This window comes from Streptomyces sp. A2-16, assembly GCF_018128905.1.
Taxonomy (GTDB): domain Bacteria; phylum Actinomycetota; class Actinomycetes; order Streptomycetales; family Streptomycetaceae; genus Streptomyces.
In genome coordinates this window covers 2,262,449-2,283,419 of the sequence record NZ_CP063808.1, presented here as the reverse complement: position 1 = coordinate 2,283,419, position 20,971 = coordinate 2,262,449, and the positions used below count along the sequence as shown (strand labels likewise).

The window sequence follows — 20,971 nt, the reverse complement described above, 5'->3', positions numbered from 1 at the left end:
CGTCCTCCAGGTCACACGGTGAAACGGTCGGGGTCGGCGGCCTGCCAGTCGGCCGCCCACGAGGCGGGCGGCTCGGCGAGCAACTGGCCCGGCGCGAGCCACTCGTACAGCTCCGCGTAGGAGCGCTCGGTGCAGGGGTCGACGCGCCGGTGGAGCATGTGCGGGCGCAGCTCCGCGGGGTCGGTGACCCCCATGGACGCCATGATCTGCAGCGCGCCGGCCACGGTCGCCTCCTGGAAGCGCCGGACGCGCGGCGCCTTGTCGGCGACGTCGAGGGCGCGGGCTCGGCGCGGGTCCTGGGTGGTGACACCGGTGGGGCAGGTGTTGGTGTGGCACCGCTGCGCCTGGATGCAGCCGACGGCGAACATCATGGCCCGTGCCGCGTTGCCGTAGTCGGCGCCCTGCACCATGCGTTTGACCAGATCGGCGCCGGTGGCGATCTTGCCGCTCGCACCGATTTTGACCCGGTCGCGCAGACCGGCGCCGACGAGGGCGTTGTGCACGGTGAGCAGCCCCTCGGTGAGCGGGGCCCCCACGTGGTCGGCGAACTCCAGCGGCGCCGCGCCGGTCCCGCCCTCGGCTCCGTCGACCACGATGAAGTCGGGTGCCGTGCCCTCCTCCAGCATGGCCTTGCACACGGCGAGGAACTGCCGGCGCGAGCCCACGCAGAGTTTGAAGCCCGCCGGCTTCCCGCCGGACAGCTCACGCATGCGGGCGATGAAACGGACGAGTTCGCGCGGGGTGGAGAAGACGCGGTGGTACGGCGGTGAGACCACCGTCCGCCCTTCCGGCACGTCTCGCACCCGGGCGATCTCCGCGTTGACCTTGGCTCCCGGCAGCACTCCCCCGATCCCGGGTTTGGCTCCCTGCGAGAGCTTCAGGGACACGCACTTGACGTGCTCGTGCGCGGCCTTGTCCGCGAACTCGGCCGCGTCGAAATCGCCCTTGTCGGTACGGCAGCCGAAGTACCCGGTGCCGATCTCCCAGACGAGGTCGCCCCCGGGACGCAGGTGATACTCCGACAGGCCGCCCTCACCGGTGTCATGGGCGAAGCCTCCGGCCGCGGCGCCCCCGTTCAGCGCGAGGATCGCGTTGGCGGACAGCGAGCCGAAGCTCATCGCCGACACGTTCAGCAGCGCCATGTCGTAGGGGCGGGCGCAGTCGGGACCGCCGAGGCGCACCCGCGGTGGCGTCTCCGGTACCGCGCAGGGTGCCATGGAGGGGACGAGGAACTCGTGGCCGGGCCGGTACACGTCCCGTTCGGTGCCGAACGGCTCCTCGGCGTCGGTGCCCTTCGCCCGCTCGTAGACGATGCTGCGCACATCCCGGTCGAAGGGACGCCCGTCGTAGTTGCGTTCGATGAAGTACTGCTGGAGTTCCGGGCGAATCCGCTCCAGAAGGTAACGGGCGTGCCCCAGGACCGGATAGTTGCGCAGCACCGAGTGCCGGCGCTGCAGCAGGTCCCGGGAACCCAGCAGTGCCAGGAGCGCGAGCGGGACGGCGGCGAACAGCCAGCCGGGCGAGACCCGGATCGAGGCCGCGGCCGCCGCGACGGCGACGACCCAGGTCAGGACGATGATTCCGACGCGTGTCACTCCTCGCAGGTTGCCCGGCGATCGCGCTCCATGCGTCCGTCCCTGCCCAAGAGACGACAAAGCCGGATGACCCGCGCGAGCCCGGCCCGGGCGCTTGCGCGTCGCGCCGGCCCGCACCCGGCAATTGGGCGTCGCGGGAGCCGGGACTCGGCGCCTTTGCGTCGGAAGGAGCGGCGACGCGGTGGTGGCATGCGCCGGAAGCGCCCGTACGGCCTACGACACCGGGGCGCGGTCAGGCGTGTGCGTGCCCTTCCGGACCGTCCGGCGCTCGCGGACCACGGCGAAGACCACCACGGCCAGCGCCACCAGGGTGGACAGGACGACCTGGTCGCGGCCGCCGCCGTCGGCCGTGTCGGTGAGCATGTAGCCGAGGACGAAGGTGATCAGGGCGATGGTGGCCCAGGTCAGATAGGGGTAGAGCCACATCCTCACGACCAGCTTCTCCGGCGACTCCCGCTGGATGATCCTGCGCATGCGCAGCTGGGAGAAGCAGATCACCAACCAGACGAACAGGGCGATCGCACCGGAGGAGTTGAGCAGGAACTGGAAGACGGTGTCCGGCCACAGGTAGTTGAAGGCGACCGCGACGAAGCCGAAGACCACCGAGGCCAGGATGGCCGCCTGCGGCACCCCGCGGCCCGTGGTCCGCCCGAACGCGGCCGGGGCGTCGCTGCGGCGGCCGAGCGAAAAGGCCATCCGGGAGGCCGTGTACAGGCCGGAGTTGAGACAGGACAGGACCGAGGTCAGCACGATGGCGTTCATGATCTGGCCGGCGTGCGGGATGCCGACGGAGCTCAGGGCGGCGACGTACGAGCCGTCCTTGAGGATCGCCGGGTCGTTCCAGCTCACCAGCGACACCACGACCAGGATCGAGCCCAGGTAGAACACCGCGATCCGCCAGATGACGCTGTTGGTGGCCTTGGTGACGGCGGCACGCGGGTCCGCGGTCTCGCCGGCCGCCAGTGTGACGATCTCGCTGCCCATGAAGGAGAAGACGACCATCAGGACGCCGGTGAGGATCGCTCCGGGTCCGTTCGGCAGGAAGCCGCCGTGCGCGGTGAGGTTGGAGAAGCCGGAGGCCGGGTGGTCCGAGCCGGGCAGCAGACCGAAGACGGCGAGCCCGCCGATGACGATGAACGCGGCGATCGCTACGACCTTGATCCCGGCGAACCAGAACTCGAACTCGCCGTAGGAGCTCACCGAGGCCAGGTTGGTGGCGGTGAGGACGACCATGACGATCAGCGCCCAGCCCCACTGCGGGACCGCCGGTATCCAGCCGGCCAGGATCTTGGCCCCGGCGGTCGCCTCGACGGCGAGCACCACGACCCAGAAGAACCAGTACAGCCAGCCGATGGTGAAGCCGGCCCAGCGGCCGAGCGCGCGGTCCGCGTAGGCGGAGAACGAACCCGAGGTGGGGTTGGCCGCCGCCATCTCGCCGAGCATCCGCATCACGAGGACGACCAGGACACCGACGAGGGCGTACGAGATCAGGATGCCGGGTCCCGCGGCGGCGATGCCGGAGCCGGAGCCGACGAACAGACCGGCGCCGATGACACCTCCGATCGCGATCATCGACAAGTGGCGGTTCTTGAGCCCGGGCTTCAGCCCCTGCTCGTCGGGCGGACTCTGGGTGATCGTTGCGGTCATCGAGACATCCAAGAGGGGAGTCGGGGACGGTGACCGGGAAATTAGTTCAGTACGATCCAAAAAAACAGTCTTGTTTAACTGTTCACCTTGCTCTATTTTCCGTACATGCAGAGCACGCCGTGCCACCGTCCCCCGTAACCGCGCTCAGCAGGCCGTTAGGGTGGCGTCGTGGTGAATGCAGCGGGCAAGTTCGGGCCCTACAACCAGCCGGCGCCCGCGCAGGTCGGCGGGGTGTGGGACACCCGTGTGCTGGCCGGCCGGGGCCCCACGGGCGCCGAGCTCGTCCGGTCCCGCATCGCCCTGCGGCTGCGCCTGAGGTCCGTGGCACCGGGCGACCGGCTGCCGGACGCGGGCGTCCTCGCCGAGGAGCTGGGCATCAGCGAGATCACCGTGCGCCGAGCGCTGGAGGCCATGTGCCAGGACGGTCTGCTGGACCGCCGTCGGGGCCGGGCGGGCGGGACCTTCGTCGCGGCCGACTGGGACACGGTCGTCGCCGTGACCCACGACGCCGACGAGACGGCCTCGCTGGACTCCTTCCATCTCCTGCTCGAATGCGGTCTCGTGGCGCACGGCACGGGCGAGGTCCCGGACGGACGGCTCGACGGACTGCGGACCCTGGTCGAGGAGATGGACCTGTCCGAGGACCCGGCCCGGCTGCTCGAACTGGAGACCCGCTTCCACCTCGACCTCGCCGAGGCGCTCGGCGGCGTCGGGATCCGCGAGTTCGCCGCCGACCTGCTCGGCCGCCAGTGCCTGCTGGGGCCCGCACCCGCCCCCTCCGTCATACGGGCCCGCAACCGCTGCCACGCCGACCTGCTGGACGAAATCACCCGCGGCGCGATGGACCCGGCGGTACGCGCGGTGAAGGCACACCGCCACGCCGGCCTGAACTAATCCCCTCTGTCCCCTTCTCCTCCGTCCCCTTCTCCTCCGTCTCCCTTCCCCCTCCCCCGCTCCCCTCACCCCTCCCGCGTCGCCGACCCGCTGAAGGAGCTGTCTCCATGCCGGTACCCGGACCTGCCGGCCCGTCGCCGACGTCGGGCCCCGCCGCCGACGCGCCGCAGCGGCTGCGCGGCGGCGTCCTCGGCATGGCCGACATCGCCGCCGCCACGATGGCCAACGTCGGCCCGGCGATGAGCTTCTTCTTCGGCTTCGCCTTCCTGGCCACCACCGCGGGCGTCGCGTCCCCGCTGACCATCGTGGCGGCGGGCGTGGCGGTCGCGCTGCTCGGCAACACGCTGGCCGAGTTCTCCCGGGCGCACCCCTCGGCGGGCAGCTTCACCACCTTCGTCGGCAAGACCTTCGGGCCGGTCAGCGCGGTGACGACAGCCCTGCTGGCAGGGCTCGGCTACATCATCGCGATGGCCTCGGTGATCGCGATCTCCGGCGGCTTCGTGCAGATCACCCTGCAGCACTACACGGGCGTCGACCTGCCGTGGATCCTCTGGACGCTACTGCTGACCGGCCTCTCGGTGGTGCTCATGCTGCGCGGGATCGTGGTGTCCACCAAGTGGGCCGGGTACTTCTTCGGCGTGGAGATGCTGGTGCTCGTCGTGGTCTCGGTCGCGGCGATCGTCGAGCACCGCGGCGACCTCTCCGCCACCCCGTTCCTGCCCGGTCATCTCGCCCATGGCCTCAAGGGCCTCGCGGCCGGATTCCCGCTGGCGGTGTACCTGTTCATCGGCTGGGAGAACTCGGCGGCGCTCGCCGAGGAGACGGAGAACCCTCGGCGCAACGTCGGCCGGGCCGTGTTCTCCTCCGTCGCGATCATGACGGTGAGCTACATCCTCTTCTCCTACGCCACGGTGACCGGCTTCGGCTACGACGTGGACCGGCTCGGCGCCTCCAGCATCCCCTTCATCGACGTCGCCCAGCACACCCTCGGCGCGCTGGCGTTCCTCGCCTACGTCGGCGGCCTCACCTCCACCCTCGGTGTGCTGATCGCGGGCATCAACTCCCAGGCACGTCTGGTCTTCAACGCGGGGCGCGAGGGACTGCTGCCGTCCTTCTTCGGATACGTCCATCCCACGCGCCGTACGCCCAACAACGCGATCGTCACCTTCGCCGTCACCGCGCTGCTGATCATCGGCGGCTGGGGTCTGGGCCATCTGCTCGGCGCCGACGGCGGTCCGATGAACCCGGTGGTCTTCTTCACGGAGTCCTCCAGCCTGGGCGCCATCCTGATCCTGCTGGTCTACCTGGCGTCCAACATCGCCCTGCCGCTGTACTATCGCCGCTACCGCCCGCAGGAGTTCCGGACCGTCCGCCACCTCGTGCTGCCCGCGCTCGGCACGCTCGCCATCCTGGTCCCCCTCTACTACCTCGCCAAGCCCGGCCAGCCCGCCCCCTACAGCTGGTTCCCCTACGCCGCCCTGGTCACGCTGCTCGCCGCCGTCGGCTACGCAGCCCTCCTGGTCCGCCGCGACCCCGGCCTGGCGGAACGGGTGGGGTCGGTGGTGGCGGACGCGGAGTAGCCGCAGCGGGTGCCGTCGCCGCCGGTCCCGGCGCGCCCGGTCACACCAGACGCCTGATCTCTCCGCGCACCCGGTAGAAGCCACCCGGGGAGGAGTGCAGGGCGTCCACCACATAGCGTGCGCCGGGCTGACGTATCGCCCGCGGGAACTGGACGTTCCAACCGGGCTCGTAGCCCTCGGAGACCACGTGCACCCGCACGCGGCCGCCCTGCTCGACGCACTCCACCACCACTCCGCTCCCCGCCGCGGGGACCGCGCTGACCGTGGCGACGGAGGCGGCCGTGGTCAGCGGCGCGTACGTCGGCAGGGCAGCCGCCAGCTTGACGTCCGCGGCGACCGGAACGGTGCCCGACTGGGCGGCGTTGATCGCGGTCTCGCTCGCGTCGATGCAGGCCAGCGAGCCGTCGGTAGAGACGAGGTAGAGCCGCTCGTCGTGGTACTGCATGGAGAGCGCCGAGCCGCCCCCCGTGCCCAGCTTCCACAGGCGGGTGCCGTCTGCGGTGAAGCAGTAGACGGAGGAGGCGGAGTCGCCCGCGAAGACGTACCGCCCGCCGGGGGACGTGGCGCACGAGTACACCGCGGCGTCGCACGAGTAGGAGGCCTCGACGAGCCCGGAGGACTTGGCGAGCCGCTGGACGACCCGCCGCCCCGTCCCGGCGTAGACCGCGTCCTCCTCCTGCCATCCGAAGAGCACATTGCCGCCGGTCCGGGTGTGCCAGAGCTGGCTGGTGCCGTCGGCCGCGTAGGCCGTCACACCGTCACTGTGCCCGTGGAACACCGCGTGTTCGTCGGCCCGCACCATCCATCCGTGTTCTCCGGAGGAGTTGCGCGACCACTGGAGCTCGTCCTCGTGGTCGATGACCGTCAGGCCGCCGTTGCGGTCGGAGACGTTCAGCACGCCCGCGTGGATGTCCAGCCAGAAGATGTCCACCTCCGCCGCGATCTCGTAGGCGGCGAACGGCACCTTCGCCGAGAGGTCGTACACCCGGCCGTCGTCACAGCCCGCGTAGATCCAGAAGTCGTCCGCCACCAGGCACTTCACACCGTCGGGCAGCGAGTAGTGCGCCAACACCTCACCGTCGTGGCTCAGGTTGTAGACACTGCCCTGCTGGTTGCCGACCCAGCAGCGGTCCTCGTCCACATGGATGCCGAACGCCGAGGCGCCCGTGCGGAACCGCCACAGCACCGGGGCGGTGGCGCGCGCGGTGGACGGGGCGGACGTCACCTGACGGCGCGTCACGGGCCGGGCCGCACGCTGTCCCTGGACCGCGGGCTCGTATCCCTTGCGCACCTTCTCGGCGATCTTCTTCGCCGCGGCCGTCCTCGCCTTCTCGGCGGTGGGAAAGGTGGAGGTCTGGCGCTGCCCGTCCACACCGATCCGGCCGTACCGCACGGAGACCGTCGTCCCCTCGACGATCACCTCGTAGAACTTGTGGGCACCGCCGCTCTCCTGAGACAGCTCCAGGTACGTCACGCTCTCCGACTGTCGTGCCTGCGCAGCGGACACAGCACACCCCTCCCCAAGGCCCCGGTCGACCGCGGCGGCCGATCTCCAGTGACTCCCAAGCTAATGGTCACCACTGACATCGACGCCCGAGCCCGATCACGGGGCCCCGCCCCGTCCCCGCGAAACCCAGGGCTCCGGTTCAGCAGGTCAACATTCCTCTCCTGGTCTGCTTCCGGACCGTTCCCGAACCCTGTTGACAACTACCTCCACTCCCTTCCATCATCATTCCACTAATCGAGTAGTGGAATGATGATGGAAGGGAGTGGAGGCCGTGGAGTACCGCATCGACAGGCGGAGCGGGGTCCCCGCCTTCCAGCAGATCGTGCAGCAGACCAAGCAGGCCCTCCGGCTGGGCGTACTGGTGCCGGGCGACCGGCTGCCCACCGCCAAGGACGTCGCCGAGACGAGCGCGGTCAACCCGAACACCACCCTCAAGGCGTACCGCGAGCTGGAGCGCGAGGGCCTGGTCGAACCGCGACCGGGCCAGGGCACCTTCGTACGCCGCACGCTGGGTCGCCCCGAGACGGGCACCGACTCACCGCTGTACGGGGAGCTGCTGGCGTGGATGTCGAAGGCGGCCGGGGCCGGTCTGGAGCAGGAGGACGTGGCCGCGCTGGTCGCGTCCGCGCTGGAGAAGCAGTACGCCCCCGGGACCACGGTGGTCGCGGGGGTCACGACAACGAGGAGCACAGGTGAGTGACGTCATGTACGCGGAGGAGCCGGCGCTGGAGGCGCGCGGACTGGGGATGCGCTACCGGCGGGGCTGGGCGCTGCGGGACTGCACCTTCCGGCTTCCGGCAGGCAGGATCTGCGGGCTGGTCGGACCCAACGGGGCGGGCAAGACCACGCTGCTGAACCTCGCGGCCCATGTCCTGAAGCCGACGCAGGGCTCGATCAGTCTGTTCGGCGAGGCGCCGGGCTCGGTGGAGTCCGGTCGGCGTACGGCCTTTCTCGCGCAGGAGAAGCCGCTGTTCCGTCGTTTCACCGTGGCGGAGACCCTGCGGCTGGGGCGGGAGCTGAACCCCACCTGGGACCAGCGCGCCGCCGAGGACATCGTCCGCGCGGGCAACGTGCCCTTCGACGCGAAGATCGGCACCCTCTCCGGTGGCCAGCGCACCCGCGTCGCCGTCGCCCTGGCCTTTGGGAAGCGCCCCGACCTGCTGCTGCTCGACGAGCCGATGTCGGACCTCGATCCGGTCGTGCGCCACGAACTCATGGGCACCCTCCTCGCCGAGGCCGGCGAGCGCGGCACCACCGTGGTGATGTCCACCCACGTCCTGGCCGAACTGGAGAACGTGTGCGACTTCCTTGTCGTCGTCTCCGGCGGCGGAGTGCGCCTCGCCGGTGACGTCGACGACCTGATGACCGTGCACGCCCTGGTCACCGGGGCCCGGGAGGGCGAGGGCCTGCCCGCCGAACTCGGCTACCACACCCTCGTCGAGGCCCGGACCAGCGGACGGCAGTTCACCGCGCTCATCCGCCCGGAGGGCCGGATCACCGGCCCCTGGGATGTGGCTGCCCCGAACATGGAGGAACTCCTGCTCGCCTATCTCCGCTCCCCCGACGCACCGCCGCTGATCACCCCCACCGCCCATGTCCAGGGCCAGGCGTTCGGCACCGGGACGGTGGCGGCGTGAGCACATTCACCAGCCCCTCGACCGACGGCACGAACGGGAGAACGAACCGCACGATGAACGGCACCATGCACGCAACCAAGAACGGACCCAGGCACGGGGCCAGGAACGCGACCACCCCGAAGGCCACCCGGCGCCCCCGCCTCAGCGGTATGACCTGGCTGGTCTGGCACCAGCACCGGGCCGCGTTCTGGACCATCATCGCCGCCACCGTGCTCTGCTCGGCCTGGATCGTCTACCAGCGCGGCCAGATGATGGACTTCCTCGACGCCTACGGCTTTCCCACCAAGCCCCTCCAAGACGCGGAGACGGAGTTCAAGCCGTACGCAGGCGCGTTCACGTCCGTCACCACCGGTCTCACCGCGCTCCCCGTCATGCTCGGTGTCCTCCTCGGTGCCCCGCTGTTCGCGGGCGACCTGGAGAACGGCACGGCCAAGCTGATCGCCGCCCAGTCCGTGAGCCGCAACCGCTGGCTCGCCACGAAACTGGGGCTGACCGGGCTAGTGGTCGTGGCGACCACGGTCACCCTGTCGGCTGTGTTCGCCTGGTGGTGGAGCCCCATCAAGTCCGATTACCTGCACTTCGACTGGACCTCCCGTGAGTTCTTCAACACCACGGGTGCGGTGCCCGTCGCCCTCACCCTCCTTTCCGTGTTCGGTGGAGCGGCGATCGGTGTGGTCCTGCGCCGCACGCTGGTAGCGATGGTCGTGACCCTCGGTTTCACCGTCGCCCTCCAGGTGGTCTGGGGCCACTTCAGGCTGGCGCTCGGCGACATCGTCACGGCCACCAGCAAGCCTGTCAGCCCCGGCACCCCGATCGTGTTTCCGAAGGTGCCCGGCACCGCGCACCAGTTTGACCCCTCGTATGTCACCGGCAGCGGGAAGCTGCTCGGCTTGGACACGTGTACGGAACAGCAGACGGATCAGGCACTTCAGCTGTGCATGAAGAAGGCGGACATCGTCGGCGCGTCGGTGGATTACATCCCCATCTCGCAGATGAGCGGAATGCAGTGGCTCGGGGCGTCGATTCTGTTCGCCCTGACGGCCGGCATCGTGGTGTTCCTCTTCATCTGGGGACGCAAGCGGCTCGTCTGAGGAACCGGTCATGCCCCCACAGGGAAACTCGCTCTCCGCAGTCCCACCGACGAAGGCGAGCAAGTGCGGCTTCGACGCCCCGGCGACGACCGCGAAGACCGGGCCACGGAGTACCGCATTCCGCGGGCAGGGCCACGTCGCATCAGCTGCTGGAACCGCAGTTCACAGCCCCTTTTGGGCAGGCTCCAGAATCGCCACGCACTCCACGTGATGCGTCATCGGAAACAGATCGAACACCCGAAGCGTCCGCACCCGGTACCCCCCGTCCCGGAAGTACCCCAGGTCCCGTGCCAGCGCGGCCGGATCGCAGGCCACGTACGCGATGCGGCGCGCGTCCAGGGACGACAGGTGTTCCACCGTCTTCCGCCCCGCCCCCGCCCGCGGCGGGTCGAGGACGATCAGGTCGACCTCGGTGATGCCCGTGCGCGGCAGGACGCTCTCGACCTTGCCCTGCTCGATGCGGACCCGGTCGAAGGAGGCCAGGTTGTGCCGGGCGTCCTCGACCGCGCGCTTGCCGGACTCGATGCCGAGGACCGCGCCCTGGTCGCCGAGGCGGTCGGCCAGCGCCCCCGCGAACAGTCCGACACCGCAGTACAGGTCGAGCGCCATCTCGCCCTTGCGCGGGAGCAGGCCCTGCATGACCGCCTTCACCAGGGTGTCGGCCGCCTGCGGGTGGACCTGCCAGAAGCCGCCGCTGCCCACCCGGTGGGTGCGGCCGTCGGCCCGCTCGCGCACGAAGGCGCGGCCGTGGACGCGGTGGACGCCGCCGTCCTTCTCCTCGACGCGCATGACGGAGACCGGCTTGTCGAGCTCCACGAGGGGAAGGCGAGCGCCCGGCCGGGGCTCCAGGATGACCATGCGGTCCTGCGACCCCGTCGCCGCGATGGCCTCCACGGACGCCATCCCTGACCAGTCGCGCTCCTCGATGCCCAGCTCGCTCACACCGGGCGCCGCGATCATGCAGTGCTCGATCGGCTCGACCTCGTGCGAACGGTGGCGGCGCAGACCGGCGTTGCCGTCGGCGTCCACCGCGTACTGCACGCGCGTGCGCCAGGCCGGCACCTCGCCCGCCGGCAGCTTGTCGCCCTCGGCCGGCATCACCGTGCCGTCCCAGCCGGCCTCCTCGGGCGTGAGGCCCGCGAGCCGCTTCAGCTGCTCGGCGACGACCTCGCCCTTGAGGCGCCGCTGCGCCCCCGGCTTGGCGTGCTGCCAGTCGCAGCCGCCGCAGCGCCCGGGACCGGCGTAGGGGCAGGGCGCCTCGATGCGGTCCTTGGACGCCTCCAGCACGGAAACGGCGTCGGCGCGCAGGAACCGCGCGCCCTCCTCGCCCTCGGTGACCCGGGCCACGACCCGCTCGCCGGGCAGGGTGTGCCGGACGAACAGCACCTGGCCGTCGTCCGTGCGGGCGATGCAGTGCCCGCCGTGGGCGACGGGGCCGACCTCGACCTCGAACTCCAGCCCCACCATCGACTTCTTCGGTTCTGCCTGCATGGCGGGGTGACTCCACAACGTCAAGGGAAGCGGTGGGACGACAAGCCCACCAGGACAACAGCCGACCAGTCTACTTCGGCGTCGAGGGCTCCTTCGCCCGCTCGGCCGGACCCCGGCGCACCGCACCCGGCGCGTTCCACTCCTGCCGCTTCTTCGCCCGCTTCTTCGCCACCTCCGAGGACTGGAGCTGGTAGGGCACCGAGGTGACCATGACTCCCGGCGTGAACAGCAGCCGGCCCTTGAGCCGCAGCGCGCTCTGGTTGTGCAGCAGGTGCTCGTACCAGTGACCGACGACGTACTCGGGGATGATCACGGACACCGCGTCCCGCGGGGACTCCTTCCTGAGCCCCTTCACGTAGTCGATGATGGGGCGGGTGATCTCCCGGTACGGCGAGTCGAGGACCTTCAGCGGTACGGCGATCCCGCGGCGTTCCCACTCCTCGCGCAGTGCCTTGGTCTCGGCCGGGTCCACGTTGACGCTGAGCGCCTCCAGGGAGTCGGAGCGCATCAGCTTGGCGTAGGCGAGGGCGCGCAGCGCCGGGCGGTGGATCTTGGAGATCAGGACGACGGAGTGGACGCGGGACGGCCTCAGGGTGTCGTCGCTCGGGCCCTCGGGCGCGGCGAGTTCCTCGGCGACGCGGTCGTAGTGCTTACGGATCGCCGTCATCGTCGCGTAGAAGATGCACATGCCGAGCAGGGCCACCCAGGCGCCGTGGGTGAACTTGGTGACCAGGACGACGACCAGGACCAGGCCGGTGAAGAAGGCACCGAAGGCGTTGATCGCCCGGGAGCGGATCATGTGGCTGCGCTTTGCCTGGTCCTTCTCCGTGGCCAGGTGGCGGTTCCAGTGCCGGACCATGCCGGTCTGGCTGAGCGTGAAGGACACGAACACGCCGACGATGTAGAGCTGGATCAGCCGCGTCGAGTCGGCGCCGTAGATCCACACCAGGAGTCCGGCCGCGCCGGCCAGCAGCACGATGCCGTTGGAGAAGGCGAGGCGGTCGCCGCGGGTGTGCAGCTGGCGCGGGAGGTAACGGTCCTGCGCGAGGATCGAGCCGAGCAGCGGGAAGCCGTTGTAGGCGGTGTTGGCCGCCAGGAACAGCACCAGCGCGGTGGCCGCGGCCAGCACGATGAACAGGAAGCTGCCCTTGCCGAAGACGGCCTCGGCGACCTGGGAGATCACCGGGTTCTGCACGTAGTCCGAACCGAGCGCGACGCCGTTGTGGATCAGGTCGACGGCCGGGTTCTCGGCCATGCGCACATTGGTGGCCATGGCCAGCGCGATGATCCCGCAGAACATGGTGACGGCGAGCAGGCCCATCGCCGCGAGCGTGGTCGCGGCGTTCTTCGACTTGGGCTTGCGGAACGCCGGCACACCGTTGGAGATCGCCTCGACGCCGGTGAGCGCGGCACAGCCGGAGGAGAAGGCGCGCAGCATCAGGAAGACCAGCGCGAAACCTGCCAGCCCCTGGTGTTCGGCCTTGATGTGGTAGTCCGCCGTCGGTGCCCGCATGGTGTCGCCGAGGACCAGACCGCGGAAGGCGCCCCACGCGATCATGACGAAGACGCCCGCGACGAAGACGTAGGTCGGGATCGCGAAGAGCGAGCCGGACTCCTTGACTCCGCGCAGGTTCATCAGGGTCAGCAGGATGATCACGGCGATCGCGCACAGCACCTTGTGCTCGACGACGAAGGGAATCGCGGAGCCGAGGTTCTCGATGCCGGAGGCGATGGAGACGGCGACCGTGAGCACGTAGTCGACGAGCAGCGCGCTGGCGACCGTGAGGCCCGCCTTGGGTCCGAGGTTGGTGGTGGCCACCTCGTAGTCGCCGCCGCCGCTCGGGTACGCGTGCACGTTCTGCCGGTAGGAGGCGACCACCGTGAACATCAGCACGACGACCGCCACGGCGATCCAGGGGCTGTAGTGGTACGCCGACACACCCGCGATGGACAGGACCAGCAGCACCTCGCCGGGCGCGTACGCCACGGAGGACAGCGGGTCGGAGGCGAACACGGGTAGGGCGATGCGCTTCGGCAGGAGCGTTTCCCCGAGCCGATCACTGCGCAGTGCGCGCCCGATCAGGATCCGTTTGGGCACGTCGGTCAGTTTGGACACAACAGAGAAGCGTAAGCGTTCGAACGCGCGCGCAACCACCCGGCACCCCGCATCTGCTCTCCGGGTGAAAACAGGACACGTCCCGGCTACGGATTCCGCAGGTGGGCCGCGCGGCATGCCTATATGACAGGACCCCCGTTCCTCGCCGCCCCCGGAGGTCCCGTGCACACGACCGCAGAGCTGATCGGCGCCGCAGCCACCCTCGTCGGCCTCGGAATCCTGACCCTCGCGAGCGTCCGCAGCATCAGCCGCCGTTGACGGACTCCAAGTCGAGGGCAACCGTGCACAGGGGTGCCGTCGTCCTACCGCGCGTGTGTAGCTTGGGCCTCTGTCTGAGACCCTGATGTGGCTGAGCAGTAACTATTGACACCGGAAGGACGGTCGTGCACATCGTCATCATGGGCTGCGGGAGAGTGGGTTCCGCTCTCGCCCAGACCCTGGAGCAACAGGGGCACACGGTCGCCGTGATCGACCAGGACCCCACCGCCTTCCGACGACTGGGCTCCGGTTTCGGCGGCCGTCGCGTCACCGGAGTCGGCTTCGACCAGGACACCCTGCGCGAGGCGGGCATCGAGGAGGCCGGCGCCTTCGCCGCGGTCTCCAGCGGCGACAACTCCAACATCATCGCCGCGCGCGTGGCCCGCGAGATGTTCGGCATCGAGAACGTCGCGGCCCGGATCTACGACCCCCGGCGCGCCGAGGTCTACCAGCGCCTGGGCATCCCGACGGTGGCCACGGTCCGCTGGACGGCGGACCAGATGCTGCGCCGGCTGCTGCCGTCCGGCGCGGAGCCGCTGTGGCGCGATCCCACCGGCGGGGTCCAGCTGGCCGAGGTGCACGCCTCGACCGCCTGGGTCGGCCACAAGATCAGCAGGATGCAGGAGGAGACGGGCGTCCGCGTGGCGTTCCTGACCCGTCTCGGCGAGGCCGTCCTGCCCACCTCGCAGACCGTCCTCCAGGAGGGCGACCTGGTCCACGTCATGATGCGCACGGACGACATCGAGAAGGTCGAGGCGTCCTTCGCCGAGGGCCCCGAACAGGAGGGCGGGCACTGATGAGGGTCGCCATTGCCGGTGCCGGTGCGGTCGGCCGCTCGATCGCGGGCGAACTGCTGGAGAACGGCCACGAGGTCCTTCTCGTCGACAAGGCGCCGACCGCCATCTCGGTCGAGCGCGTCCCGCAGGCGGAGTGGCTGCTCGCCGACGCCTGCGAGATCACGTCCCTGGACGAGGCCGCGCTCCAGCGCTGCAACGTCGTGATCGCCGCGACCGGCGACGACAAGGTCAACCTGGTCGTCTCCCTGCTGGCGAAGACGGAGTACGGCGTCCCGCGTGTCGTCGCCCGCGTGAACAACCCCAAGAACGAGTGGCTGTTCAACGAGTCGTGGGGCGTGGACGTCGCCGTCTCCACCCCGCGCCTCATGTCCGCCCTGGTCGAGGAGGCGGTGAGCGTCGGCGACCTGGTCCGCCTGCTCCGCTTCAGCCACGGCGACGCGAACCTGGTCGAGCTGACCCTCCCCGAGGAGTCGGCCCTGGCGGGCACGCAGGTCGGCGACGTGGAGTGGCCCGAGGACACCTCCCTGGTCACCATCATCCGCGGCACCCGCGTCCTGACCCCGTCCCGGGAGGACTCCCTGGAGGCCGGCGACGAACTCCTGTTCGTGGCCGCCCAGGCCCGCGAGGAACAGCTGGAGGACCTGCTGTCGGTGCGCCGCGAGGACGCGACCGGCTGAGGTCTTCGAGGGGTACGACGGCGGAGGGCGCCCTGCGTGTGCAGGGCGCCCTCCGCCGTCGTAAAGGAAGTGCCGGGTGCTACGCCTCGCGCCGGTGCCGTCCGGCCGCGGCCTCCGTGTCCCCGTGCTCCGCGGCCTGCGCCGCCTTGCGCTCCTCCTCGGCCTTCTCCTCCGCCTCCATCTCGGCGAAGACGTCGATCGGCGCGGGCGCCTTCGCGAGGAAGACCCAGGTCAGCCAGACCGCCAGCAGGAACGGGGGGATCTTCAGGGCGACCAGGACCCACCCGAGCTGGGCGGTGTTGGCCCACCAGTACAGCGAGAAGAGGATCGCGCACTTGGCGAGCAGGATCGCGCCCCAGGCGTAACTGGCCTTGGCGTACGCCTTCTTGCGGCCGGGGTTGCGGGTCCGCCAGGAGAGGTTCTCCTTGAAGACCGGGCCGAGGATGAGGCCGATCAGCGGGACCCCGCACAGCGTGGTGATGATGTACGCCAGCCCGAGACCCAGGGTGTACAGCATGCCGGGCAGGTAGAAGTCCTTGGCATTGCCCGTCATCATCGCGAAGACGACACCGAAGGCGACACCGAAGACACCGCTGAAGGCGTGCTTGACGGTGTCCCGCATCACCAGGCGGACCACGACCAGCAGCAGGGACACCGCGAGCGCGGCGATCGCCGACAGGTGCAGGTCCTTGTTGATCGTGAAGATCGTGACGAAGAGCAGGCCCGGCAGGACCGTCTCGACCATGCCCCGGACGCCGCCGAACGCCTCGAACAGGGCAGCCTCGGTCACCGCCCGAGCGTCGTCGGCCTGAGTGTCTTCGGTCGGCTTGTCGAGCGACGTCACCGGCTACTCCCGTCCCACGGGTCGGAGTTCGTATTTCGGATTGAACAGCACCCGGCGGCCCCGGCTCATCGAGATCCGGCCCGATGCGATCAGCTTGCGCCCCGGTTCGATCCCGACGATGGAGCGCCTGCCGAGCCACACCACGTCCAGGGCGGCGGAGCCGTCGAACAGCTCGGCCTCCAGGGCCGGGACGCCCGCGCGCGGCCGCAGGGTGACCGTGCGCAAGGTACCAGTAACGGTCACGATCTGACGGTCGTGGCAGTCGCCGATGCGGGTGCAGCCAGCGGTCTCGGTGTCCTCCCGCAGCTCCTCGGACTCCAGGTCCTCCTGCGACGAGGAGAGCCGGTCGAGCATGCGCCGGAACCGGCCCGCCGGCTTCTCGGAACGCGGAACAGCACTCATATCCGAAAGCGTACCGGGGTGCGCCGACAGCGTTGTACCCGCAGCACTAGCGTTCGAACCGGTATCCCATCCCCGGTTCCGTGACGAAGTGCTTCGGATGCGAGGGGTCCGCCTCCAGCTTCCGCCGCAGCTGGGCCATGTAGACCCGCAGGTAGTTCGTCTCCGTCCCGTACGACGGCCCCCAGACCTCCTGGAGGAGCTGCTTCTGCCCGACGAGCCGGCCGCTGTTGCGGACCAGCACCTCCAGCAGGTGCCACTCGGTGGGGGTGAGGCGCACGTCCCTGCCGTGCCGCTGGACCCTCTTGGCGGCCAGGTCGACGGTGAACTCGTCGGTCTCCACCAGGACGTCGTCCTCGCCGCCCCCGGTGGGCTCGGCGCGGCGCACGGCGGCCCGCAGGCGCGCGAGGAGCTCGTCCATGCCGAAGGGCTTGGTGACGTAGTCGTCGGCTCCCGCGTCGAGCGCCTCGACCTTCTCGTCCGAGGAGTGCCGGGCGGACAGCACGAGGATCGGCACCCGGGTCCAGCCGCGCAGCCCCCTGATCACCTCGACGCCGTCCATGTCCGGCAGTCCCAGGTCCAGGACGACCACGTCGGGGTGGCGGGCGGCGGCGAGCCTGAGGGCGGTGGCGCCGTCGTGCGCCGCGTCGACCTCGTACTTGCGCGCCTTGAGGTTGATCACGAGGGCGCGCACGATCTGCGGCTCGTCGTCGATGACCAACACCCTGGTCATGTGGCCTGCCTTTCGGGTTCCGCGGCTGCGAAGGGGTCTGCGAGGAGTTCCGCGGGCGGGTCCGCCGCGCGGAGCGTCAGCACCATGGTGAGGCCTCCCCCGGGTGTGTCCTCGGCGTTGAGAGTGCCGTTCATGGCCTCCGCGAAACCCCTGGCCACCGCGAGCCCGAGCCCCACCCCGGCTCCGCGCGGGGCGTCGCCGTAGCGCTGGAAGGGCGCGAAGATGCGCTCCTTGGCCTCGTCGGGGACGCCGGGGCCGCGGTCGACGACCCGTACCTCGACCCGGTCGGCGATGGCGCTGGCGGAGACCCAGACCACGGTGCCGGGCGGGCTGTACTTGACGGCGTTCTCGACCAGGTTGGCCACCGACCGCTCCAGGAGCCCCGGGTCCACGGCGACCATCGGCAGCGACTCCGGCACGTCCAGCTCCACGCTCCCGTCCGGCACCCCGCCGAGCGCCATCGGCACCACCTCGTCGAGGTCGATCTCGCGGATGATCGCGGTGACCGTGCCGGTCTGGAGGCGGGACATGTCGAGCAGGTTGCCCACGAGATGGTCGAGCCGGTCGGCGCCCTCCTCGATGCCCTCCAGGAGCTCCGCCTGGTCCTCCTCGGACCAGGCCACGTCGTCGGACCTGAGCGAGGACACGGCCGCCTTGATGCCCGCCAGGGGCGTGCGCAGATCGTGCGAGACGGCCGCCAGCAGGGCCGTACGGATGCGGTTGCCCTCGGCGAGCGCCCGGGCCTGGTCGGCCTCCTCCTGGAGCCTGCGGCGGTCCAGGACGACGGCTGCCTGCGCGGCGAAGGCAGCCAGCACCCGGCGGTCCTCGGCGGGCAGCACCCGGCCGGTGAGCGCGAGCGCCATGTGGTCCCCCACCGGCATGTCGACGTCGGCGTCCTCCGGCCGCTCCACGGGCGGCCCGAGTCCCGCCCGGCCCGCGCAGGTCCACGGCTCGACGTCGCCGGCCCGTTCCAGCAGGGCCGCCGACTCCATGCCGAAGGTCTCCCGGACGCGCTCCAGGAGCTCCTCCAGGCCGGTCTCGCCGCGCAGCACGTTGCCGGCCAGGAAGGACAGGATCTCCGACTCGGCGCGCAGCCGGGCAGCCTGGTGGGTGCGGCGGGCGGCGAGGTCGACCACCGAGGCCACCGAGATGCCGACGCCCACGAAGATCACGATGGCGACGATGTTCTTCGGGTCGGCGATGGTCCAGCGGTGCAGGGGCGGTGTGTAGAAGTAGTTCAGCAGCAGGGAGCCGACCGCGGCCGAGGCGAGCGCGGGCAGGAGTCCGCCGAGCAGGGCCGCAGCGACCACGACGGCCAGGAACAGCAGCATGTCGTTGGCGAGGCCCAGGTCGACCGTGGTGAGGAGGACCGTCAGGAGCGCCGGCCCCGCGACCCCGACCAGCCAGCCCCACAGGATCCGGGCCCGCCCCAGCCGCGCGCCGCGTGCCACGGGCAGTCCGCGGCCCTTGGCGACCTCCTCGTGGGTCACGATGTGCACGTCGAGGTCCGGCCCGGACTCCCGGGCCACGGTCACGCCGACGCCGGGCCCGAAGACGTACTGCCAGGTCCTGCGCCGGGACGAGCCGAGGACGATCTGGGTGGCGTTGACCCCGCGTGCGAAGTCGAGCAGCGCGGCCGGTATGTCGTCGCCGACCACATGGTGAAAGGTTCCTCCAAGGTCCTCGACGAGGGTCCGCTGGACGGCGAGCTCCTTCGGCGAGGCGGAGGTCAGCCCGTCGCTGCTGGCTATGTAGACGGCGAGCACCTCACCGCCGGCGCCCTTCTCGGCCAGCCGCGCGGCTCGTCTGATGAGCGTCCGGCCCTCCGGACCGCCGGTGAGCCCGACCACGATCCGTTCCCGTGAACCCCAGATCTTCGAGACCCGGTGCTCGCTGCGGTACTGCTTGAGGTACTCGTCGACCCGGTCGGCCACCCACAGCAGCGCGAGCTCGCGCAGGGCGGTCAGATTGCCCGGCCGGAAGTAGTTGGACAGTGCCGCGTCGACCTTGTCGGGCTGGTAGATGTTGCCGTGCGCCATCCGGCGCCGCAGCGCCTGGGGCGACATGTCGACAAGCTCGATCTGGTCGGCCCGGCGTACGAACTCGTCGGGCACGGTCTCCTGCTGCCGCACCCCGGTGATGGACTCGACGACGTCGCCGAGCGACTCCAGATGCTGGATGTTCACGGTCGAGACCACGTCGATCCCGGCCGCGAGCAGTGCCTCCACGTCCTGCCAGCGCTTGGCGTGGCGCGAGCCCGGGATATTGGTGTGGGCGAGTTCGTCCACCAGGGCGACGGCGGGAGCGCGGCGCAGGACGGCGTCGACATCCATCTCGGTGAAGACGGAGTCCCGGTACTCCAGCTCCCGGCGCGGGATCTCCTCGAGGCCGTGCAGCATCACCTCGGTCCGCGGCCGCCCGTGGTGCTCCACGAAGCCCACGACGCAGTCGGTACCCCGCTCGATCCTGCGATGCGCCTCGGACAGCATCGCGTACGTCTTGCCGACGCCCGGTGCCGCACCGAGGTAGATCCGAAGCTTTCCGCGTCCCATGAGCCCATTGTCTTCCGGTCACCACTGCCTACGCAGCGTCGACCTTACGGCCAACAATCCCGGCAAAGGGGCCCAGGACCAGCCCGAAGGCCGTCTTTGACGCAACTCTGACGCGGAGGGGCGGCGCGGTGGCGGGGCCGGGGCGCGGCGCGGTTCGCGGGTGGCCCGGCGGCCCTGGAAAGCGCGACGAGGGCCGGACCGGCCCTGCCCCCGGACCGACAGGGCGGTGACTGCCCGGGCGCTCCCTCGACCGTGGACGCCTCATCCCTGCCACCGCACCCCGGGGCCCACGCCGGAGCGGCCACCACGCTCCCGCCCTGCGGCTCGGAGCCGCGGACCCGAGCACGCCCTCCAGAGCCGGGCGGCCGGTCCGACACCGCGTGGCCCCGTGACGCCCCTCAGCGCCCGACGATCTCCCCGTCCCCCAGTTCCAGCACGCGGTCGGCCAGGTCCAGCAGGGTCGCGTCGTGGGTGGCCACCAGCGCGGTGACGTTCTCACTGCGCACGACGGCCCGCAGCAGCTCCATGACGGCGTGACCGGTCTCCGCGTCCAGCTGTCCGGTCGGCTCGTCCGCGACGAGGAGGGAGGGGTTGTTGGCGAGGGCACGGGCGATGGCGACACGCTGCTGCTGGCCGCCGGAGAGCTCACCGGGCCGCTGTTTGGCGTGGTCCGCGAGGCCGACCAAGGACAGCAGCAGCTCGACGCGCTCCTCACGCGCGCGTGCGTCCATCCGGCGCAGCCGCATCGGCACGCCGACGTTCTCGGCGGCGGTGAGGATCGGGATGAGCCCGAAGGACTGGAACACGAAGCCGATGCGGTCCCGGCGCAGCGCCAGCAGCCCGTCCTCGTCCAGCCCGACGAGGTCCACCCCGTCGAGCTCGACCCGCCCCCGGTCGGGCTGGTCGAGCCCGCCGACGATGTTGAGCAGCGTGGTCTTGCCGGAGCCCGAGCGCCCCTTGAGGGCGACCAGTTCACCGCGCGGCACCTCGAAGGAGACCCCGCGCAGTGCGTGCACCGCGGCGGCCCCCTCACCGAACGACCTGTGGATGTCCTCGACCCGCACCATGGTCTCGGTGACCACCTGAGTCATGCGTCCTCCCCCGTGAAGCCGTGCAACCGGGCGCCAGTATCACCGTCCGGCGCCCGGCCTTT

General features: G+C 70.5%; 17 protein-coding genes. 7 read left to right on the top strand and 10 right to left on the bottom strand.

What is annotated here, in order from left to right; all coding sequences use genetic code 11:
* Positions 1 to 11: 11 nt before the first annotated feature.
* The gene (locus IOD14_RS10385) at positions 12 to 1,595 is read right to left on the bottom strand and encodes an FMN-binding glutamate synthase family protein (protein ID WP_212670098.1); all 1,584 of its coding nucleotides are present in this window, start codon (positions 1,593 to 1,595) and stop codon (positions 12 to 14) included.
* 213 nt (positions 1,596 to 1,808) lie between these two features.
* Positions 1,809 to 3,242, bottom strand: a complete 1,434-nt coding sequence (locus IOD14_RS10380; protein WP_123992115.1) for an amino acid permease — start codon at positions 3,240 to 3,242, stop codon at positions 1,809 to 1,811.
* Positions 3,243 to 3,410: 168 nt separating this feature from the next.
* On the opposite strand from IOD14_RS10380, the gene IOD14_RS10375 reads away from it, so the two are divergent.
* On the top strand, positions 3,411 to 4,136 hold the full coding sequence (locus IOD14_RS10375) for a GntR family transcriptional regulator (RefSeq protein ID WP_212670097.1): 726 nt from the start codon (positions 3,411 to 3,413) through the stop codon (positions 4,134 to 4,136).
* Positions 4,137 to 4,243: 107 nt separating this feature from the next.
* Positions 4,244 to 5,716 (top strand): APC family permease, encoded by a 1,473-nt coding sequence (locus IOD14_RS10370; RefSeq protein ID WP_212670096.1) that lies wholly within the window; start codon positions 4,244 to 4,246, stop codon positions 5,714 to 5,716.
* A 40-nt stretch (positions 5,717 to 5,756) separates the two neighbouring features.
* On the opposite strand, the gene IOD14_RS10365 is transcribed toward IOD14_RS10370, so the two are convergent.
* The gene (locus tag IOD14_RS10365; protein WP_123992112.1) at positions 5,757 to 7,223 is read right to left on the bottom strand and encodes a WGR domain-containing protein; all 1,467 of its coding nucleotides are present in this window, start codon (positions 7,221 to 7,223) and stop codon (positions 5,757 to 5,759) included.
* A gap of 262 nt (positions 7,224 to 7,485) precedes the next feature.
* On the opposite strand from IOD14_RS10365, the gene IOD14_RS10360 reads away from it, so the two are divergent.
* Genes IOD14_RS10360 through IOD14_RS10350 form a run of 3 tightly spaced genes read left to right on the top strand, consistent with a single transcriptional unit; the run spans position 7,486 to position 9,951 of the window.
* Entirely contained in the window at positions 7,486 to 7,923 is a 438-nt protein-coding gene (locus IOD14_RS10360) for a GntR family transcriptional regulator (protein WP_123992111.1), read from the top strand.
* Between the two features lie 4 nt (positions 7,924 to 7,927).
* On the top strand, positions 7,928 to 8,860 hold the full coding sequence (locus IOD14_RS10355) for an ABC transporter ATP-binding protein (RefSeq protein WP_123992926.1): 933 nt from the start codon (positions 7,928 to 7,930) through the stop codon (positions 8,858 to 8,860).
* Positions 8,857 to 9,951 carry an ABC transporter permease subunit gene (locus IOD14_RS10350; protein ID WP_249125890.1) on the top strand — a complete coding sequence of 365 codons (1,095 nt, stop codon included), beginning with the start codon at positions 8,857 to 8,859 and terminating at the stop codon, positions 9,949 to 9,951. The genes IOD14_RS10355 and IOD14_RS10350 overlap by 4 nt, the downstream gene beginning before the upstream one ends.
* A 162-nt stretch (positions 9,952 to 10,113) precedes the next feature.
* On the opposite strand, the gene IOD14_RS10345 is transcribed toward IOD14_RS10350, so the two are convergent.
* Positions 10,114 to 11,442: a class I SAM-dependent RNA methyltransferase gene (locus tag IOD14_RS10345; protein ID WP_212670095.1), complete on the bottom strand. Its 1,329-nt coding sequence runs from the start codon at positions 11,440 to 11,442 to the stop codon at positions 10,114 to 10,116.
* 70 nt (positions 11,443 to 11,512) lie between these two features.
* Positions 11,513 to 13,558: an APC family permease gene (locus IOD14_RS10340; RefSeq protein WP_123992095.1), complete on the bottom strand. Its 2,046-nt coding sequence runs from the start codon at positions 13,556 to 13,558 to the stop codon at positions 11,513 to 11,515.
* 383 nt (positions 13,559 to 13,941) lie between these two features.
* On the opposite strand from IOD14_RS10340, the gene IOD14_RS10335 reads away from it, so the two are divergent.
* Positions 13,942 to 14,613 (top strand): TrkA family potassium uptake protein, encoded by a 672-nt coding sequence (locus IOD14_RS10335; protein WP_123992094.1) that lies wholly within the window; start codon positions 13,942 to 13,944, stop codon positions 14,611 to 14,613.
* Complete coding sequence (locus IOD14_RS10330) at positions 14,613 to 15,290, top strand: TrkA family potassium uptake protein (RefSeq protein ID WP_123992093.1); 678 nt, start codon at positions 14,613 to 14,615, stop codon at positions 15,288 to 15,290. Before IOD14_RS10335 ends, IOD14_RS10330 begins: the two co-directional genes overlap by 1 nt.
* 79 nt (positions 15,291 to 15,369) lie before the next feature.
* Here IOD14_RS10330 and IOD14_RS10325 read toward each other — a convergent pair whose 3' ends face one another.
* From IOD14_RS10325 to IOD14_RS10305, 5 genes are all read right to left on the bottom strand, one after another.
* On the bottom strand, positions 15,370 to 16,134 hold the full coding sequence (locus IOD14_RS10325) for a DUF3159 domain-containing protein (RefSeq protein ID WP_212670094.1): 765 nt from the start codon (positions 16,132 to 16,134) through the stop codon (positions 15,370 to 15,372).
* A gap of 3 nt (positions 16,135 to 16,137) precedes the next feature.
* Positions 16,138 to 16,536, bottom strand: a complete 399-nt coding sequence (locus IOD14_RS10320; protein ID WP_123992091.1) for an OB-fold nucleic acid binding domain-containing protein — start codon at positions 16,534 to 16,536, stop codon at positions 16,138 to 16,140.
* Positions 16,537 to 16,582: 46 nt separating this feature from the next.
* Positions 16,583 to 17,266 carry a response regulator gene (locus tag IOD14_RS10315; RefSeq protein WP_123992090.1) on the bottom strand — a complete coding sequence of 228 codons (684 nt, stop codon included), beginning with the start codon at positions 17,264 to 17,266 and terminating at the stop codon, positions 16,583 to 16,585.
* Positions 17,263 to 19,818: a sensor histidine kinase KdpD gene (locus IOD14_RS10310; protein ID WP_123992089.1), complete on the bottom strand. Its 2,556-nt coding sequence runs from the start codon at positions 19,816 to 19,818 to the stop codon at positions 17,263 to 17,265. The genes IOD14_RS10315 and IOD14_RS10310 overlap by 4 nt, the downstream gene beginning before the upstream one ends.
* A 398-nt stretch (positions 19,819 to 20,216) precedes the next feature.
* A complete protein-coding gene (locus IOD14_RS10305; RefSeq protein ID WP_123992088.1) occupies positions 20,217 to 20,909 on the bottom strand; it encodes an ABC transporter ATP-binding protein in 693 nt (230 codons plus the stop codon).
* Positions 20,910 to 20,971: the final 62 nt, after the last annotated feature.

What these genes read in the sequence shown, in the direction of transcription:
- IOD14_RS10380 (WP_123992115.1), bottom strand. Translation starts at nt 3,242, where the DNA reads ATGACCGCAACGATCACCCAGAGTCCGCCCGACGAGCAGGGGCTGAAG.
- IOD14_RS10370 (WP_212670096.1), top strand. Translation starts at nt 4,244, where the DNA reads ATGCCGGTACCCGGACCTGCCGGCCCGTCGCCGACGTCGGGCCCCGCC.
- IOD14_RS10355 (WP_123992926.1), top strand. Translation starts at nt 7,928, where the DNA reads ATGTACGCGGAGGAGCCGGCGCTGGAGGCGCGCGGACTGGGGATGCGC.
- IOD14_RS10345 (WP_212670095.1), bottom strand. Translation starts at nt 11,442, where the DNA reads ATGCAGGCAGAACCGAAGAAGTCGATGGTGGGGCTGGAGTTCGAGGTC.
- IOD14_RS10330 (WP_123992093.1), top strand. Translation starts at nt 14,613, where the DNA reads ATGAGGGTCGCCATTGCCGGTGCCGGTGCGGTCGGCCGCTCGATCGCG.
- IOD14_RS10320 (WP_123992091.1), bottom strand. Translation starts at nt 16,536, where the DNA reads ATGAGTGCTGTTCCGCGTTCCGAGAAGCCGGCGGGCCGGTTCCGGCGC.
- IOD14_RS10315 (WP_123992090.1), bottom strand. Translation starts at nt 17,266, where the DNA reads ATGACCAGGGTGTTGGTCATCGACGACGAGCCGCAGATCGTGCGCGCC.
- IOD14_RS10310 (WP_123992089.1), bottom strand. Translation starts at nt 19,818, where the DNA reads ATGGGACGCGGAAAGCTTCGGATCTACCTCGGTGCGGCACCGGGCGTC.
- IOD14_RS10305 (WP_123992088.1), bottom strand. Translation starts at nt 20,909, where the DNA reads ATGACTCAGGTGGTCACCGAGACCATGGTGCGGGTCGAGGACATCCAC.